The sequence below is a fragment of the Pantoea sp. EEL5 genome (assembly GCF_049892805.1).
Classification (GTDB): Bacteria; Pseudomonadota; Gammaproteobacteria; order Enterobacterales; family Enterobacteriaceae; genus Pantoea; species Pantoea ananatis.
Window position 1 is genome coordinate 1458751 of the sequence record NZ_JBNDNJ010000001.1, and the last position, 16340, is coordinate 1475090.

The window sequence follows — 16340 nt, forward strand, 5'->3', positions numbered from 1 at the left end:
TATTAAACAGAGGATTACTGACAAAGGGTTAGTTTAACTGGTTTATTTTGGCTCGTCGCCTGAAATGCCAGCACCTGGCACAGAATGTACCTGTTGCTAATTGCGTCATGCCCTGAATTGAGGCATAAAGCGTGAAACCCTCACGTTGCGGGAGGCTCCCAACATGCATTACCAACCCAAAAATGATTTACTTGCGAATCGCCTGATTCTCGTGACCGGTGCCTCTGACGGCATTGGACGGGAAGCCGCGTTAACCTATGCCCGCTTTGGTGCGGAAGTCATCTTACTGGGGCGCAGCGCCGAAAAGCTGCAGCAGACAGAAGAGGCGATTAATCAGTTAAACAAATGTCCGGCACACTCGGTCGTATTTGATCTGTCTGAGGCCACGCCGGCGCATTGCCACCAGCTGGCCGGGCAACTGGCACAGCGGTTTTCACATCTGGATGGCGTCTTACATAATGCCAGTATTCTGGGTGACATCATGCCGCTGGCCGAGCTTGATCCCCTGGTGTGGCAACAGGTGATGAAGATTAACGTTGATGCGACTTTCTTCCTCACCCAGGCCCTGCTGCCGCTGTTGTTAAAATCAGATAGCGGCTCGCTGGTCTTCACCACGTCTAGCGTAGGCCGCACCGGCCGGGCAGGCTGGGGAGCCTATGCGGTATCGAAATTTGCCACCGAAGGCATGATGCAGGTGCTGGCAGATGAGTATAAAAATCATGGGTTGCGGGTCAACTGTATCAATCCCGGCGGTACGCGGACTAAAATGCGTGCCAGTGCGTTTCCGCAGGAAGATGCCAGCAAACTTAAAACCCCCGCCGATATCATGCCGCTCTACCTGTATTTGATGGGCGACGACAGTCGTCGCAAAACCGGTATCAGCTTTGATGCCCAGCCTGGCAGAAAACCCGGAGCGGCCGAGTAATGACGGATGAACGCCACCAACAGCGACAGCAGCGTTTGAAAGAACACGTCGATGCCCGCATTGCCGCAGCCAGTGAAGTCAGGGGCATCCTGATGGTGTTTACCGGCAATGGCAAAGGTAAGACCACGGCGGCGTTTGGCACCGCGCTCCGCGCCTGCGGGCATGGTAAGCGTGCCGCAGCCATTCAGTTTATCAAAGGCGAGTGGCCAAACGGCGAGCGCAATCTGCTGGAACAGCATGGCGTGGAGTTTCAGGTGATGGCTACCGGCTTCACCTGGGAAACGCAGAATCGCCAGACCGATACCGATGCCTGCCTTGCCGTGTGGCAACATGCTCAGCGCATGCTGGCCGATCCCCGGCTGGACCTGGTGATACTTGATGAAATCACCTATATGGTCAGCATGGATTATCTTCCGCTTGAGGCGGTGGTAACGGCCCTGAAACAGCGACCGGTGCATCAGAGCGTTATCGTTACTGGCCGGGGCTGCCATCGCACGCTGCTGGATATGGCCGATACGGTAACGGAAATGCGCCCCGTCAGGCACGCTTTTGACGCCGGTATCCAGGCCCAACAGGGCATAGACTGGTAGCGTTAATTAACACAATGCCATAAAGGTCAGGCGTGAAACCGTCTGACCCGCCTCTTTTTTGTCTTAATCAAATTATCAATCTGTTATCACTTTGCTCTAGCTGTCATCCCCATCCCTTGCTCAAACGCGAGATGACCCACCACGCGCCCTTCCCTGTGTCGCGTTAAGGTTGTCGGGGCAATTTGGGCAGGCTGCTCACGGCCTTACCCCATTCAACTGGCGATCAATGTCATTTTTTCGCTTAGGTTTTACGCGCCCTTTCCAGTTAATGATGCCTGAAATTAACCCTTTCCCGCGCCAGCATTCATTGATCACAGTCACATTGTGCCGGGCCAGTCGGGCCGGAAACCGATCGGGATCACCCTTTTATGTTAAAGAAATGATAAAAATAATTTAGCTTTAATATCATCTCTATGTGCATGGTTAATCAAAACAACAGGTTAACTATTAACACGCTAAGTAATTCCATAAATTATTACCTTACTTACTCACAATTGAATAACTTTTTGCCAATAAGAGGGCTGTTATTTTGCTGACCATACTGGGTTTTACGATGGTTGTTTGTTTCATGTATTTAATCATGACCAAACGCATGTCAGCGCTGATAGCGCTAATTCTTATTCCCACACTGTTCGCCCTGATAGGGGGATTTTACCAGGGTCTGGGTGCCATGATGCTCGATGGTGTGAAAACGCTGGCTCCAACGGGCGTGATGCTCACCTTCTCTATCCTCTACTTCGGCCTGATGATCGATGCGGGTCTGTTTGACCCCCTGGTGCGGTTTATTTTGAAAATCGTACGTGGCGATCCGCTTAAGGTTCTCGTCGGAACGGCCGTGTTAACGTTGCTGGTCTCACTGGATGGTGACAGCTCAACGACTTACATGATCGCGATTGCCGCGTTTCTTCCTCTTTACCGCAAGCTGGGTATGAACGTGCTGGCAATGACCTGTCTGGTTAACCTTGCAAGCGGTATCATGAACCTTTCTCCCTGGGGCGGCCCGACGGCCCGTGCGGCGGCGGCATTGCGCATTGACGCGCTGGACATTTTTATTCCCATGCTGCCGGCCATTTTTATCGCCTGCGTGGCCCTTGTCGGCCTGGCGTTTCTGTTTGGCCTGCAGGAACGTAAGCGCCTGGGGGTCATGAGCATCAACGATCACCATCTGGATAATATTGAGCTGGGCCTGGGCGATGCGGAAGAGTGCGCGGCGAATCGTCGACCCAAAATGTTCTGGCCAAACTTTATTCTTACCACGGTGCTGCTGGTTTTGTTGGTTATTGGCGCGATGCCTATCCAGATTCTGTTTATGCTGGCCTTCGCGATTGCGGTAATGCTGAATTACCCTACGCTGGAAGAGCAAAAGGCGCGTATTGGTTCCCATGCCAGTAATGTGCTCGCCGTAACAGCCCTGATTTTTGCCGCAGGTATTTTTACCGGCATCCTTTCCGGAACCGGCATGGTGGATGCCATGGCGAAGAGCCTGTTGGCGTTTATCCCCCACAGCTTTGGCCCCTATCTCGCGGTATTTACCGCATTAATCAGCCTGCCTTTTACCTTTTTTATGTCCAACGATGCCTTCTACTTTGGCATCCTGCCGGTCATTGCCCAAACGGCGGCCAGCTATGGGATTTCTGCTGAGGAAATTGCCCGCGCTTCGATTGTGGGTCAGCCTTTCCACCTGCTCAGCCCGCTGGTTCCATCGGTTTATCTCCTGGTCGGTCTGGCGAAAGTCGATATTGGTGACCACCAGCGTTTTGCCATTAAGTGGGGCATTTTAATCAGTCTGGTGCTAATGGCCGGGGGATTAATTACCGGCGCGTTTCCACTGTTCCACCTCTAAACCGGCTCAGATCACCTCTCCCTGACAGCAAAAAGCCGCAACGATCACGTTGCGGCTTTTTTATTAATCCGGCGCTTCAGCTCAGCCTGATATCAGGTCGCGTTGCGTTTGCTGCCCGGATTACGACGCGCAGGTCTGCCACTGGTCTGGCTGTGGCGTTTAACGGCACGACGGATCTGGTTGGCTTTGGTGCGGCGGCGATCTTTTTCGACAGCCAGCTTGGTGACGGTCTCATCGTCCATTCCCACCATATTGCGCAGATAGTTAACAGCAGGGAGATCAAGCTCCATCCAGCCACCGCGTGGTACGCCTTTTGGCAACGTGATATCGCCATAGCGAACACGCATCAGTCGACTCACCTGAACGCCCACCGCTTCCCACAAACGACGAACCTCCCGGTTGCGTCCTTCGGTCAGGGTTACGTTATACCACTGGTTAATCCCTTCCCCCCCGGCAAAGCGCAGTGTTTTAAATGCCGCGGGGCCATCTTCAAGCTGCACACCTTTACTGAGCTGACGAATTTTGTCGTCATCAACCTGACCAAACACGCGCACCGCATATTCACGTTCAACTTCACGGCTGGGGTGCATCAGGCGGTTAGCCAGTTCACCATCCGTTGTGAACAGCATCAATCCACAGGTATTGACGTCAAGGCGGCCCACGGCGATCCAGCGCGAACCGCGCAGGCGCGGCAGTCGGTCAAAGACTGTAGGGCGCCCTTCCGGATCGCTGCGGGTACAAAGTTCACCTTCAGGTTTGTAATAGGCGAGAACACGGCAGACTTCTGTTGCTGATTCAGCAATCGACACCAGATGACCGTCAATACGGATCTTCAGGGCTTTGCTGTTTTCGATACGATCGCCGAGAGTGGCCAGCTTGCCGTCAACGCTCACGCGCCCGGCAGCAATCATCGCTTCAATTTCACGACGCGAGCCATGACCGGCACGCGCTAAGACTTTTTGTAACTTTTCGCTCATGGAGCTACCTCATTGTCGCCTTCCCAGGCGTCGGATGGATTAGGAATTTAACCTTAAAAATCAATGGTTTATATTTTCCTGTTGGCCCCATTATACAGGATGTCCCTCTTAATGTAACCCGTATTATGGCATTGCCCTGATGCGCGCCGCAGGTAAGTAAAAATCAGCATGAAAACAGATGAAACCAACCGTTCATCTGTTACGCCTCAACGCGGCTGAAGGCAAGGTAAGCGAAGCCTGTCCTTTATTATAATAATGAAAACGTCGTCTTTGAAGCCGGGCTCGCGCCACACCTTGTCTGCATAATTATCAGAAAGGCGCCTCCTCAGATCCTCAGCATACTGTCGTCTGGATTCACGGCTGTCCGCGCTCTTTTCTGTAACAGGTTCCCGGCAGAGATTTATTTGTCCTCAACGCAAAATGTAACGCTTTGTTACTTAATTTTATCTAATGTTTCTCAGATGAGCGACTATAAAACTTCACGCGTCATCTGTTTTTAAAAATGGCTATAAAACAGATTTGTATTTAATGATTTCTGTACTATAGATTTACCGTCAAACAATTTAAGCAGATCGCTAACGGCTTCTGCGGTGACAACAAAAGTTCCATGAGGAAGGTTATTTAGCGCACCCCATTTAATTTGAGTTAAATAAAAATCAGGCAAAATTTCACTTAACTCAAATAACCGCGTGGCCATTAAGCCTGTACAGGAATGCGCGAAATCCAACCATTTCTCGCCGGACAGCTGCGTTTTTTACCTTGTAAAACAACAGCAATTGCATGACAAAGCTATACAAAGATAAAAAAATTGTACAATTTTAATTATTGTCCGATAATACCCTTGTGTTGACCTCATTGGGTTGGCCTGCTGCTCATGTAGTCGTTCTGTCAATAAAGCAAAAGTTAATTAAAAAAATTGGGCTAATACGAATTTTAGCCGATAACCCTTATACGACCTTTCTGGCCGTCTAATTCTGAGAACCTTACAGGCTTCGGTATCTTTATCGCAGCAGTATGAAACGACAGCTAACTGGTTGTTATTGAATATTTATAAACCGGCGCATCAGGAATATTGCGTTAATACGGCTCACGATGAGCTTTAATTTGCATGTCTTGAATCTTCACCAGGGATTTTACTGACATGCTCACCTGAAGACATCATTATGCAAAAACAGTTTTTATGCTTGGCGCTTATGACGCTGGCGCTAAGCGGTTGTTCTGTGGGTCACACTGAGTACAGCCGTACGGCAATGCAACACGTGGATATGAGTGTGACAGGCATCCCTACCATTCTCGGTTTAGGGACGCTGGGCACCAGCATTCCTCTGACGCCTGACTACAGCCTGACTGCCGCGCACGTGGCTAAATTTGCCGTGCAGCGCGTGAAGTCCTACCACCCTTATTGCGACCTTGCGATTATTTATCACAAGAATCCCCCTAATACGCTGACCCAGTTCCGCAGCACCGATATTGGTGATGCGGTGAAAATGTACGGATACAGCTATATCTCCGCCATGCCGGTGGAGTCGAAAGGGGTAAACCTGGCGCGCACAGCCATTCGTAATACCTGGAATAAAAGCCCTTGTATCGCGATGGCGTCTAACGCCGGTGTGGTTCAGGGCATGTCCGGCGGCGGTGTTTACAACAGTGATGATACGCTGGGCGGGGTTATCGTAGGTTATTCAGATGCCATTAAAAATGGCCGCAGCGGAAAAGTGATTTTAAAAGACGTGTCACTGTATATCCCTTACGGCCAGTTTAAAAACTGGTTACAGGCGACCCTTCCGGCCACCCGTAAAACCTGAGTGTATTACAGAAAAGGCGTAACATCCCCCACACCTTCACGGACGACTTCAGGTGCATCGCTGGTCAGATCGATGACGGTGGTGGGCTGCTGTCCTAGCGTGCCACCGTCAATAATCAAATCGACCAGTTTGCCAATACTCTGTTGAATATCTTCCGGATCGGATTCAGTAAAGTCATTACCCGGCAGAATTAACGAGGTGGACATCATTGGCTCGTTTAGCGTCTCAAGCAGCGCAAGCGCGACCGGATTTGAAGGTACGCGTAATCCAATCGTTTTACGCTTATCATTCATCAGACGACGCGGCACCTCTTTGGTCGCCTTGAGAATAAAGGTGTAATTACCTGGCGTGTTATTTTTAAGCAGCCGGAAGGCGCTATTACCGACCTGAGAATAGACTGACAGCTCAGATAAATCACGGCACATCAGGGTGAAGTTGTGATGGCCGTCCAACTGACGGATGCGGCAAATTCGCTCCATCGCCCCTTTCTCTTCCAGCCGACACCCCAGGGCATAACCCGAATCCGTCGGGTAGACAATAACGCCACCTTTATTCAGGTACTCTACCGCCTGATTAATCAGGCGCGGTTGCGGATTATCTGGATGAATATGAAACAGTTGACTCATAGAAACCTCTTATCCCCTTTCCGTACATTCGACTGCGGGTGCCAGCGCGGGAAAACGTTCCCACACCGGTTCAACCCCCGCGGGCAGCCACAATTTGCGGCCAAGTTCGATCCACGGGCAGGGTTGATGAAAATCAGAACCTTGCGATGCTGCCAGGCTGTTATCTCGGGCGTATTGCGCTAACGTCGTTCGCTCATCAGGTGCCTGCTGGCACTGCGCCACTTCGATAGCATCCCCCCCCGCGGCGCTAAAAAACGCGACCAGGCGCTTTAGCCATTTTGCCGATAATCCATACCGTCCCGGATGTGCCAGCACGGCACATCCACCAGAATGGTGAATAGCATCAATAGCTTGATTAATTGTACACCATAGGGGCGGGACGTAGCCGGTTTTGCCTCGTGCCAGATAATTTTTAAACACCTGGGCCATATTGTTGGCCTTTCCCACCTCAACCAGGTAGCGGGCAAAATGGCCACGCGTAATCATTCCGCCATCAGCCAAACGCATAGCCCCAGCCAGCGCATCCGGGATCTGGGCCTTTTCAAGCCGTTCAGCAATGCGATGTGCGCGTTCCAGCCGCGTCGCATACTGACCGGCAAGGAACTGAGTCATGACCGGATGCTGAATATCAATATTGAGGCCGACGATATGAATCTCATGGTTTTCCCACAGCGTGGAAATTTCAACACCGGCTAAAACGCTAATGGGCAGTTGCTGATCCCGTACGGTCTGCTGCGCCTCGGTCACGCCCGCAACGGTGTCGTGATCGGTAATGGCCAGCACCCCGACGCGCATGTCGACCGCGCGCTCAACCAGCGCCTGCGGCGACAGTAATCCGTCTGAAGCCCGTGTGTGACTATGAAGATCGTAAAGCGGAAAACGGGCGATATCGCTCAAAACAACTCCTGCTGGCTACTGCTCGGGTCAGCATAATAACGATTTTATCGGTCACTGAAAAAGTGTATTGACATTTTTGTCGCGAACCAGTTAACTAGTACACAAGTTCACCGCAAACGGGTATTTGATCATGAAAACTGTTATTACGCTTTTGATGGGTTGGTGGCGCAATGTTTCCCAGTACGGGCGACGTTGTCGTGCACACCTAGCGTAAACACTGTGCAGATACCTGAGCCCGCCACCGAGCGGGCTTTTTTTTGGACGATATTCAGAGAAATCATCATGCTCAATGCAAAACCTACAGTGAAGTTAATTACCGGCAGCGCGCCCTATCGGGAAGATCCTGCCGCGGTGTTTCACCAGTTATGCGGTGCGCGTCCGGCCACCCTGTTACTCGAATCGGCGGACATTGACAGCAAAGAAAACTTACAAAGCCTGATGATTGTCGACAGCGCCCTGCGCATTAGCGCGTTGGGCAATCGCGTCACCTTTCAGGCGCTGTCTGACAATGGTCGGGCACTGCTGCCGCTGCTGGATGACGCGTTACCCTCTGACATTCTGAATGAACCGCGTCCTGACGGCCGTGTTCTGACCTTTCCTGCGCCTCAGGATCAGCAGGATGAAGATTCCCGCTTGCGCGCCCTGTCGGTATTTGATGCCCTGCGTCTGATCCCGCAGTTGGTGAATTCACCCAGTGAAGAGCGTGAAGCCGTGTTTGTTGGCGGGCTGTTCGCCTATGACCTGGTCGCAGGATTCGAAGATTTACCCGAGCTCAGCAGCGAGCAACGTTGCCCCGACTACTGCTTCTATCTGGCGGAAACGCTACTGGTGCTGGATCACCAGACGCGCAGCGCACGCCTGCAGGCCAGTCTGTTCAGCGCTTCCACCTCTGAATTTCAGCGTCTGCAGCGCCGTATTGAGCAACTGCATGGGCAGATGTTACAGCCTGCGCCGGTATTGCCGGTTCAGTCTGTCGAAACCATGACGCTGACCACCAGCCAGAGTGATGATGAGTATTGTGAGGTGGTGCGAAAAATGCAGGAAGCCATTCGCGTTGGCGAAATCTTCCAGGTTGTGCCCTCACGCCGCTTTTCGCTGCCCTGCCCATCTGCGCTGGCGGCTTACGACACGCTGAAACGCAGTAATCCAAGTCCTTATATGTTCTTTATGCAGGACCAGGACTTTTCACTGTTTGGTGCCTCGCCTGAAAGTTCGCTGAAGTACGATGCCGCTTCACGTCAGATTGAAATTTACCCCATAGCCGGTACGCGTCCACGTGGTCGTCACGCCGACGGCTCCCTGGATCGCGATCTCGACAGCCGTATTGAGCTGGAAATGCGCACGGACCACAAAGAGCTGGCAGAGCACCTGATGCTGGTCGATCTGGCGCGCAATGACTTAGCCCGTATCTGTCGCCCCGGCAGCCGCTATGTTGCCGATCTGACCAAAGTGGACCGCTACTCTTTTGTTATGCATCTGGTCTCACGCGTCGTCGGCACGCTGCGCGATGATCTTGATGTGCTGCATGCCTATCGCGCCTGCATGAACATGGGCACCCTTAGTGGTGCGCCAAAAGTCAGAGCGATGCAGTTGATTGCCGAAGCTGAGGGCACCCGTCGCGGCATCTATGGCGGCGCAGTGGGCTATTTCACCGCTAACGGTGATTTAGACACCTGCATCGTGATCCGCTCAGCCTATGTGGAAGACGGCGTGGCAACGGTGCAGGCCGGGGCCGGTGTGGTATTGGATTCAAACCCGCAGGCCGAAGCGGACGAAAGCCGTAATAAAGCCCGCGCGGTGTTGCGCGCAATTGCCACTGCTCATCACTGCAAGGAGATTTTCTGATGGCTGACATCCTGCTGCTGGACAACATCGACTCTTTTACCTACAACCTCGTCGATCAGCTGCGCACCTTCGGGCATAACGTGGTGGTTTATCGCAATACGATGCCGGCGTCGCTGTTGCTCGACAGACTGCACAGCATGAATAATCCGGTGCTGATGCTCTCTCCCGGACCCGGCGCACCGAAAGATGCGGGCTGTATGCCAGCGTTGCTGCGCGAGGTTCGCGGAAAGCTACCGGTTATTGGTATCTGCCTTGGGCATCAGGCAATTGTTGAAACCTACGGCGGCCACGTCGGCCAGGCGGGCGAAATTCTGCATGGTAAAGCCTCTGCCATCAGTCATGACGGTGAAGCGATGTTTGCCGGGCTCAGCAATCCTCTTCCCGTTGCCCGTTATCACTCACTGGTTGGCAGTAATACACCCGATGAGTTGACGGTGAATGCCAGCTACAACGGTATGGTGATGGCGGTCCGTCACGAGAAAGATCGCGTTTGCGGGTTCCAGTTTCATCCGGAATCCATTTTAACCACGCAGGGCGCACGTCTGCTTGAACAGACGCTGGCCTGGGCGCTGGCGAAGTAACAGGGAGCAAGGTATGAACACGATTCTGGAAAAACTTTACCAGTCGCACATCCTGACGCAAGACGAGAGTCATCAGTTGTTTAGCGCCATCATCACCGGTCAGCTTGAACCTACTCAGCTGGCCGCCGCGCTGATTGCTATGAAGGTGCGTGGCGAAAACCCCGAGGAGATTGCCGGGGCGGCCTGTGCCTTACTGGAAGATGCTAAACCCTTTCCTCGCCCGGATTATGCCTTTGCCGATATTGTCGGCACCGGTGGCGATGGCAGTAACAGCATTAACATTTCCACCGCCAGCGCGTTTGTCGCAGCAACCTGCGGCCTGAAGGTGGCGAAACACGGAAATCGCAGCGTATCCAGCAAATCAGGTTCTTCCGATCTGCTGGCGGCGTTCGGCATCGATCTTGATATGCCTGCGGCGCGGGCACGCAAAGCGCTGGACGATCTTAATGTCTGCTTCCTGTTTGCCCCCCAGTACCATACGGGCTTTCGTCATGCCATGCCGGTGCGCCAACAGCTGAAAACCCGCACGCTGTTTAACGTGCTGGGGCCACTGATTAATCCTGCACGTCCCCCGCTGGCCGTGATTGGGGTTTACAGCCCCGAGCTGGTGTTGCCCATCGCGCAGACGCTAAAAGTTCTGGGTTACCAGCGCGCGGCAGTGGTACACGGGGGCGGCATGGATGAGGTGGCCCTTCACGATGTCACCCATGTAGCGGAGCTGCGTGAAGGTGAGATTACCCGCTATCAGCTGGCGCCAGAGGATTTCGGCTTTGGCTTCCATCCTAAAGAGGCGCTGGCCGGCGGCACGCCCGAAGAAAACCGTGACATTCTGACACGTTTACTCCAGGGTAATGGCGAGCAGGCCCACGCGGAGGCGGTTGCCGTCAACGTGGCGATGCTGCTCAAAGTGTTTGGTAATGAAGATCTCCGTGAAAATGCACAGCGTGCGCTCAATGCCATCCGTAGCGGTCAGGCTTATGAGCGCGTGGTGGCTCTGGCAGCAAGAGGATAATCATGCAGGGTACAGTGTTAGATAAAATCGTGAAAGACAAAGCCGTTTGGGTTGAGGCGCGTAAGCAGCAGCAACCTCTGGAGAGTTTCCAGCAGCGAGTGGCGCTTTCCAGCCGTAGTTTTTATGACGCACTGCAGGGCACCCGCACTGCCTTTATTCTGGAATGCAAAAAAGCCTCTCCATCCAAAGGGCTTATTCGTGATGATTTTGATCCTGAGATGATAGCCGGGGTTTATCGCCACTATGCCTCTGCCGTTTCCGTATTAACGGACGAGAAATACTTTCAGGGTGACTTCGCCTTTTTGCCCGTCGTCAGCGCGGCCATTACGCAGCCGGTCCTGTGCAAAGATTTTATTATCGATCCGTATCAAATTTACCTGGCGCGTTACTACCAGGCGGATGCCATCCTGCTGATGCTCTCTGTGGTTGACGACGAGCAGTATCGCCAGCTGGCCGCCATTGCGCACAGCCTGCAGATGGGCGTCCTGACTGAAGTCAGTAACGAGCAGGAGCTGGAACGCGCGATTGCGCTGGAAGCCAAAGTGGTCGGCATCAACAACCGTGACTTACGCGATCTCTCCATCGACCTTAACCGGACCCGTGAACTGGCCCCGCGCCTGGGCCCTGGCGTCACCGTGATCAGCGAGTCGGGCATCAACAACTATCGGGATGTCCGCGAGTTAAGCCATTTTGCGAATGGTTTCCTCATCGGCTCTGCGCTAATGGAAGAAGAGGATCTTCATGCCGCCGTGCGCCGCGTCACCCTGGGCAGCAATAAAGTCTGCGGTCTGACCCGTCCTGAAGACGCCTGCGCGGCCTGCGAGGCAGGTGCCATTTTTGGTGGTTTGATCTTTGTTGAAGGTTCACCGCGTCAGGTTGATACCGAGCGTGCACGCGCGGTCATGGCTGGCGCACCGCTAAAGTATGTTGGCGTGTTCCGTGATGCCGCTATAAGTGACATTGTCACAAAAACAGAGGCGTTACAGCTGAGTGCCGTGCAACTGCATGGCGATGAAGACCCGGCCTATGTGGCTGAGCTTTATCAGGCGCTGCCAGAAAACGTGCAAATCTGGAAAGCGCTCAGCATCCAGACGGCCCTGCCCGAACGTCGCTGGCCCCATGTTGACCGCTATGTCTTCGATAACGGCAACGGTGGCTCGGGCCAGACATTTGACTGGTCGCTGCTAAAAGGACAGGACCTGAAGAATGTTCTGCTGGCAGGAGGACTGAGCGCTGACAACTGCGTCGAAGCCGCTCAGTTAGGCTGTGCAGGGCTGGATTTCAATTCGGGCGTGGAAAGCGAGCCGGGTATTAAAGACGCCAGCAAAATTGCCTCGGTATTCCGGACGCTTCGCGCCTACTGATTGACCTGGCCCGTGTGTTGACGGGCCAAAAAAAAGGATAGCAAAACATGACCTTACTTAATCCCTATTTTGGCGACTTCGGCGGCATGTATGTGCCGCAGATTTTGATGCCGGCCTTGAAACAGCTAGAAGAAGCTTTTGTCAGCGCGCAAAAAGATCCGGAATTCCAGGCTGAATTTACCGATCTGCTGAAAAATTATGCTGGCCGCCCCACAGCCTTAACCCTGTGCAGTAATCTGACCAAAGGGTCGAAAACCCGCCTGTACTTAAAGCGCGAAGACCTGTTGCACGGCGGCGCGCACAAGACCAACCAAGTGTTAGGGCAGGCTCTGCTGGCTAAGCGCATGGGCAAAAACGAAATCATTGCCGAAACCGGTGCAGGCCAGCATGGCGTCGCCTCTGCCCTTGCCTGCGCGCTGCTGGGCATGAAATGTCGCATCTATATGGGCGCCAAAGACGTAGAGCGGCAGTCGCCGAACGTCTTTCGTATGCGCCTGATGGGCGCCGAGGTCATCCCGGTGCACAGCGGCTCTGCCACGCTGAAAGATGCCTGCAACGAAGCGCTGCGCGACTGGTCAGGCAGTTATGAAACCGCTCACTATATGCTGGGCACTGCGGCGGGTCCGCACCCGTTCCCGACGATTGTGCGTGAGTTTCAGCGCATGATTGGTGAAGAGACCAAAAAGCAGATTCTGGAAAAGGAAGGTCGCCTGCCGGATGCCGTGATCGCCTGCGTCGGCGGGGGCTCCAATGCCATCGGTATGTTTGCCGACTTTATCGACGAAGAGAAGGTGAAGCTGATTGGTGTTGAACCGGCCGGACACGGGATTGAAACCGGCGAACACGGTGCACCACTGAAGCACGGCCGCGTCGGCATTTACTTCGGTATGAAAGCCCCGATGATGCAGACTGACGAAGGGCAGATTGAAGAGTCATACTCAATTTCAGCCGGACTCGACTTTCCTTCCGTCGGTCCTCAGCACGCTCACCTCAACAGTATTGGTCGGGCTGACTATGTTTCGGTAACCGACAATGAAGCGCTTGCTGCCTTTAAAACGCTGTGCCGCGCCGAAGGTATCATTCCTGCCCTGGAGTCGGCGCACGCGCTGGCCCACGCGCTGAGAATGATTAAGGCAGAACCCGAGAAAGAGCAGTTGATTGTCGTCAACCTTTCGGGTCGCGGTGATAAAGATATCTTCACCGTCCACGATATTCTGACTGCGCAGGGAGAAATCTGATGGAACGTTACGATCGACTGTTTTCACGTCTGGCAGAGAAGAAAGAAGGCGTGTTTGTGCCTTACATTACTCTGGGAGATCCTTCTCCAGACCTATCACTACGCATTATTGATGCCCTTGTTGAAGGTGGCGCTGATGCTCTTGAGCTCGGTATTCCCTTCTCTGACCCGCTCGCTGACGGACCAACTATTCAGGGCGCAGGCCTTCGCGCCTTTGCCGCTGGCACCACCACAACACAATGCTTTGAGATAATTGCAAGCGTACGCCAGAAATACCCTGAACTGCCGATTGGCTTGCTGATGTATGCGAATTTAGTCTTTAACAATGGCATCGAAGAGTTTTATACACGCTGTGAACAAGCAGGGGTTGATTCCGTATTAATTGGTGATGTTCCCGTAGAAGAGTCTGCCCCATTCCGCCAGGCTGCCATGCGCCACAACATCGCCCCTATTTTCTTCTGCCCGCCAAATGCAGATGATGAACTTCTGAGACAAATATCTTCACATGGTCGTGGGTACATTTATGTGCTTTCACGAGCTGGCATTACCGGTGCTGAAAATCGCGCCAACCTGCCTCTAAAGCATTTGATCGATAAAATGCGTGAGTACAATGCGCCGCCATCCTTACAAGGTTTTGGCATCTCCGAACCTTCTCAGGTGAAAGAAGTCATTGATGCAGGCGTGGCTGGGGCGATTTCAGGTTCTGCCGTAGTAAAAATTATCGAGAAAAACCTGGCTCAGCCCGAAGTGATGCTGAATGAATTAAAAGACTTTGTCTCAAGAATGAAAGCCGCCACCCGCTAATTCCCCACATGCCTTACCGCCCGGTAAGGCATGATTTCCCTGTTTTTTTTCATTCCCGGTTTGCTAATTTCGGATTTTCTGCACCACAATTAACAGGCGCCGTTATGGTAACGTCGCATCCAATTTGTGACAGGGAGAGAAGCAATGAAATGGTTTAAAGTGCTGGCAAGTGCCATGGTCGCGGCTGTTGTTGCATTAACACTGAGCGCCTGTGCGCCAACGCCAACTAAAGAAGGCACCGGCGGTTACATTGATGACACCGTCATCACCACGAAAGTAAAAGCAGAACTGTTAAAAGATGAGTCGCTGAAATCGACTGAAATCAACGTTGAAACCTTTAAGGGTAAAGTGCAGCTCAGCGGTTTTGTCAGCTCGCCGCAGATGGCTAACCATGCCGTACAGGTTACCCGCAGCGTGGCAGGCGTAAGATCCGTCGTTAATAACATGCAAATTAAATAACGTCGGTTAAAAAATCTAGGGCCACGTTGACGTGGCCCTTTTTTTTATCAGAAACGGTAACCTGCGCCAAAGAAGAACACCCAAGGATCCACGCGCATATGGATATTCTGCTGCTGATCGCCCGCTTTGAATTTCACCTGCGTATCAATATCCATGTACCACAGGGAAGCGTTCAGCATCCAGTCGCGGTTGATCTGGTAATCCAGCCCCACCTGCCCGGCAACGCCCCACGAATCCTTCAGGCTGAGATCGCTCAAGCCCGCATCCCGTCCGGTCTGGTTAAAATCGGCATCATAGAAGGTGGTGTAGTTAACGCCGATGCCCACATAGGGACGCACCTGACTCTGGCTGTCAAAAAAGTAGTACTGTGCCATCAGCGTGGGCGGCAGCTGACGTACCGTCGCCAGGGTGCCGGTTGGGCCCAGCCCGACTTTATGACGAAACGGCGTGGCGGCCAGAAGCTCAACCCCGATATTATCAGTGGCCATATAGGTAAAGGTTAAGCCCAGCTGAGTGTCGTTGCTTGCGCTAAATGACCCCATTCCCAGCACATTGTCTGAGCCTTCGGTGGGTCGGACTGTGGCACTTCCTGCACGGACAAAGAAATCGCCCGCCTGGTGAGCCAACGCAAATTGCGGTAATGCAAGCGCCAGCAGCATGGCGCATTTAGCCAGTTTCATATTCACTCCTGTGAGAAATTGAATGCCTGCACTGAATCATTTTTTTGTCCGCACAGATTTAGCGCGATTCATTGTCAATTGCATCTAAATCAACCCGGAAAAATGATTTAAAAAACAATGAATTGATTCAAATCAATTTTGCGTGCTCTGGTGGTCGCTAAATATCCCTTGCCGAAACCGTAACGCCGCATTACTTTGCTGATCTCCCCAGACTGTTTTGCTTCGATGCCTCAGAGGTGGCGGGCGATCAAATGAGCGATACTCTCAACCCTTGTATTAGCTGTGGTGCCTGTTGTGCCCACTTTCGCGTCTCTTTTTACTGGGCAGAAGCCGATGACGCCGGGGGGCTGGTGCCCACGGAATTAACGGAGCCCCTGAGTCTGTTAATGCGGAATATGCGCGGGACGAACGATCGCACACCGCGCTGTGTCGCGCTCAAGGGCGATATTGGCGGCTGTGTTTCGTGCAGTATCTATGAAAACCGGCCTTCGCCCTGCCGTGAGTTTGAGATGTCTGGAGAACAGGGGATTTGGAACGAAGGCTGCGACCGGGCCAGAGCGCGCTTTGGCCTTCCCGCACTTTTTCACCCATCTTTACCTGATATGACAGAAAGTTATCGGGTTGCGGGTGCCAGCGAGCCGTCAGAACATGTACAATCGCCGGGTTAATTAACCCGGTTCTTTCAAGGAGAGTAC

The 16340-nt window shown here is 53.0% G+C and carries 14 protein-coding genes, 1 pseudogene and 1 other annotated feature; of the genes and pseudogenes, 11 read left to right on the plus strand and 4 right to left on the minus strand.

Annotated features, from left to right (window positions below; translation table 11 throughout):
• The first annotated feature begins 163 nt into the window (after nucleotides 1-163).
• The 3 genes from ACPXSQ_RS06950 (at nucleotide 164) to ACPXSQ_RS06960 (ending at nucleotide 3358) form a co-directional block, all read left to right on the plus strand.
• Nucleotides 164-925, plus strand: coding sequence for a YciK family oxidoreductase (locus ACPXSQ_RS06950; protein WP_110286782.1), 762 nt, complete (start codon nucleotides 164-166; stop codon nucleotides 923-925).
• Nucleotides 925-1515, plus strand: a complete 591-nt coding sequence (cobO, locus tag ACPXSQ_RS06955) for a cob(I)yrinic acid a,c-diamide adenosyltransferase (RefSeq protein WP_013025937.1) — start codon at nucleotides 925-927, stop codon at nucleotides 1513-1515. Before ACPXSQ_RS06950 ends, cobO begins: the two co-directional genes overlap by 1 nt.
• A gap of 529 nt (nucleotides 1516-2044) precedes the next feature.
• A complete protein-coding gene (locus tag ACPXSQ_RS06960; protein WP_426143235.1) occupies nucleotides 2045-3358 on the plus strand; it encodes a CitMHS family transporter in 1314 nt (437 codons plus the stop codon).
• 92 nt (nucleotides 3359-3450) lie between these two features.
• Here ACPXSQ_RS06960 and rluB read toward each other — a convergent pair whose 3' ends face one another.
• Nucleotides 3451-4335 carry a 23S rRNA pseudouridine(2605) synthase RluB gene (gene rluB / locus ACPXSQ_RS06965; protein WP_014593812.1) on the minus strand — a complete coding sequence of 295 codons (885 nt, stop codon included), beginning with the start codon at nucleotides 4333-4335 and terminating at the stop codon, nucleotides 3451-3453.
• Between the two features lie 1163 nt (nucleotides 4336-5498).
• On the opposite strand from rluB, the gene ACPXSQ_RS06970 reads away from it, so the two are divergent.
• The gene (locus ACPXSQ_RS06970; RefSeq protein WP_014605735.1) at nucleotides 5499-6140 is read left to right on the plus strand and encodes a hypothetical protein; all 642 of its coding nucleotides are present in this window, start codon (nucleotides 5499-5501) and stop codon (nucleotides 6138-6140) included.
• Nucleotides 6141-6145: 5 nt separating this feature from the next.
• Here the strand turns inward: ACPXSQ_RS06970 and ACPXSQ_RS06975 are convergent, their stop codons facing one another.
• Together ACPXSQ_RS06975 and rnm are read right to left on the minus strand one after the other, a co-directional pair.
• Nucleotides 6146-6766 (minus strand): L-threonylcarbamoyladenylate synthase, encoded by a 621-nt coding sequence (locus ACPXSQ_RS06975; RefSeq protein WP_014605734.1) that lies wholly within the window; start codon nucleotides 6764-6766, stop codon nucleotides 6146-6148.
• Nucleotides 6767-6775: 9 nt separating this feature from the next.
• The gene (gene rnm, locus ACPXSQ_RS06980; protein ID WP_014605733.1) at nucleotides 6776-7663 is read right to left on the minus strand and encodes an RNase RNM; all 888 of its coding nucleotides are present in this window, start codon (nucleotides 7661-7663) and stop codon (nucleotides 6776-6778) included.
• Nucleotides 7664-7817: 154 nt separating this feature from the next.
• Nucleotides 7818-7922, plus strand: a sequence feature (Trp leader region).
• Nucleotides 7923-7945: 23 nt separating this feature from the next.
• On the opposite strand from rnm, the gene ACPXSQ_RS06985 reads away from it, so the two are divergent.
• From ACPXSQ_RS06985 to ACPXSQ_RS07010, 6 genes and pseudogenes are all read left to right on the plus strand, one after another.
• Nucleotides 7946-9508: an anthranilate synthase component 1 gene (locus ACPXSQ_RS06985; protein ID WP_041457665.1), complete on the plus strand. Its 1563-nt coding sequence runs from the start codon at nucleotides 7946-7948 to the stop codon at nucleotides 9506-9508.
• Nucleotides 9508-11101 (plus strand): annotated as a pseudogene (trpD, locus tag ACPXSQ_RS06990) (bifunctional anthranilate synthase glutamate amidotransferase component TrpG/anthranilate phosphoribosyltransferase TrpD). Before ACPXSQ_RS06985 ends, trpD begins: the two are co-directional and overlap by 1 nt.
• A 2-nt stretch (nucleotides 11102-11103) precedes the next feature.
• Nucleotides 11104-12465, plus strand: coding sequence for a bifunctional indole-3-glycerol-phosphate synthase TrpC/phosphoribosylanthranilate isomerase TrpF (gene trpCF / locus ACPXSQ_RS06995; protein WP_014593816.1), 1362 nt, complete (start codon nucleotides 11104-11106; stop codon nucleotides 12463-12465).
• A 47-nt stretch (nucleotides 12466-12512) separates the two neighbouring features.
• Nucleotides 12513-13703: a tryptophan synthase subunit beta gene (gene trpB / locus ACPXSQ_RS07000; protein ID WP_013025946.1), complete on the plus strand. Its 1191-nt coding sequence runs from the start codon at nucleotides 12513-12515 to the stop codon at nucleotides 13701-13703.
• Nucleotides 13703-14506, plus strand: coding sequence for a tryptophan synthase subunit alpha (gene trpA, locus ACPXSQ_RS07005; RefSeq protein ID WP_014605730.1), 804 nt, complete (start codon nucleotides 13703-13705; stop codon nucleotides 14504-14506). The genes trpB and trpA overlap by 1 nt, the downstream gene beginning before the upstream one ends.
• A 144-nt stretch (nucleotides 14507-14650) precedes the next feature.
• Nucleotides 14651-14965, plus strand: a complete 315-nt coding sequence (locus ACPXSQ_RS07010; protein ID WP_014605729.1) for a BON domain-containing protein — start codon at nucleotides 14651-14653, stop codon at nucleotides 14963-14965.
• A 47-nt stretch (nucleotides 14966-15012) separates the two neighbouring features.
• Here the strand turns inward: ACPXSQ_RS07010 and ompW are convergent, their stop codons facing one another.
• On the minus strand, nucleotides 15013-15645 hold the full coding sequence (gene ompW, locus ACPXSQ_RS07015; protein WP_015700211.1) for an outer membrane protein OmpW: 633 nt from the start codon (nucleotides 15643-15645) through the stop codon (nucleotides 15013-15015).
• A gap of 251 nt (nucleotides 15646-15896) precedes the next feature.
• Between ompW and ACPXSQ_RS07020 the strand changes: the two genes are divergently transcribed.
• Complete coding sequence (locus tag ACPXSQ_RS07020) at nucleotides 15897-16313, plus strand: YkgJ family cysteine cluster protein (RefSeq protein WP_024471791.1); 417 nt, start codon at nucleotides 15897-15899, stop codon at nucleotides 16311-16313.
• The last annotated feature ends 27 nt before the right edge of the window (nucleotides 16314-16340 follow it).

Coding starts and splice junctions, on each gene's coding strand:
- ACPXSQ_RS06950 (WP_110286782.1), top strand. CDS start 164: ATGCATTACCAACCCAAAAATGATTTACTTGCGAATCGCCTGATTCTC.
- cobO (WP_013025937.1), top strand. CDS start 925: ATGACGGATGAACGCCACCAACAGCGACAGCAGCGTTTGAAAGAACAC.
- rluB (WP_014593812.1), bottom strand. CDS start 4,335: ATGAGCGAAAAGTTACAAAAAGTCTTAGCGCGTGCCGGTCATGGCTCG.
- ACPXSQ_RS06970 (WP_014605735.1), top strand. CDS start 5,499: ATGCAAAAACAGTTTTTATGCTTGGCGCTTATGACGCTGGCGCTAAGC.
- ACPXSQ_RS06975 (WP_014605734.1), bottom strand. CDS start 6,766: ATGAGTCAACTGTTTCATATTCATCCAGATAATCCGCAACCGCGCCTG.
- ACPXSQ_RS06985 (WP_041457665.1), top strand. CDS start 7,946: ATGCTCAATGCAAAACCTACAGTGAAGTTAATTACCGGCAGCGCGCCC.
- trpCF (WP_014593816.1), top strand. CDS start 11,104: ATGCAGGGTACAGTGTTAGATAAAATCGTGAAAGACAAAGCCGTTTGG.
- trpB (WP_013025946.1), top strand. CDS start 12,513: ATGACCTTACTTAATCCCTATTTTGGCGACTTCGGCGGCATGTATGTG.
- trpA (WP_014605730.1), top strand. CDS start 13,703: ATGGAACGTTACGATCGACTGTTTTCACGTCTGGCAGAGAAGAAAGAA.
- ACPXSQ_RS07010 (WP_014605729.1), top strand. CDS start 14,651: ATGAAATGGTTTAAAGTGCTGGCAAGTGCCATGGTCGCGGCTGTTGTT.
- ompW (WP_015700211.1), bottom strand. CDS start 15,645: ATGAAACTGGCTAAATGCGCCATGCTGCTGGCGCTTGCATTACCGCAA.
- ACPXSQ_RS07020 (WP_024471791.1), top strand. CDS start 15,897: ATGAGCGATACTCTCAACCCTTGTATTAGCTGTGGTGCCTGTTGTGCC.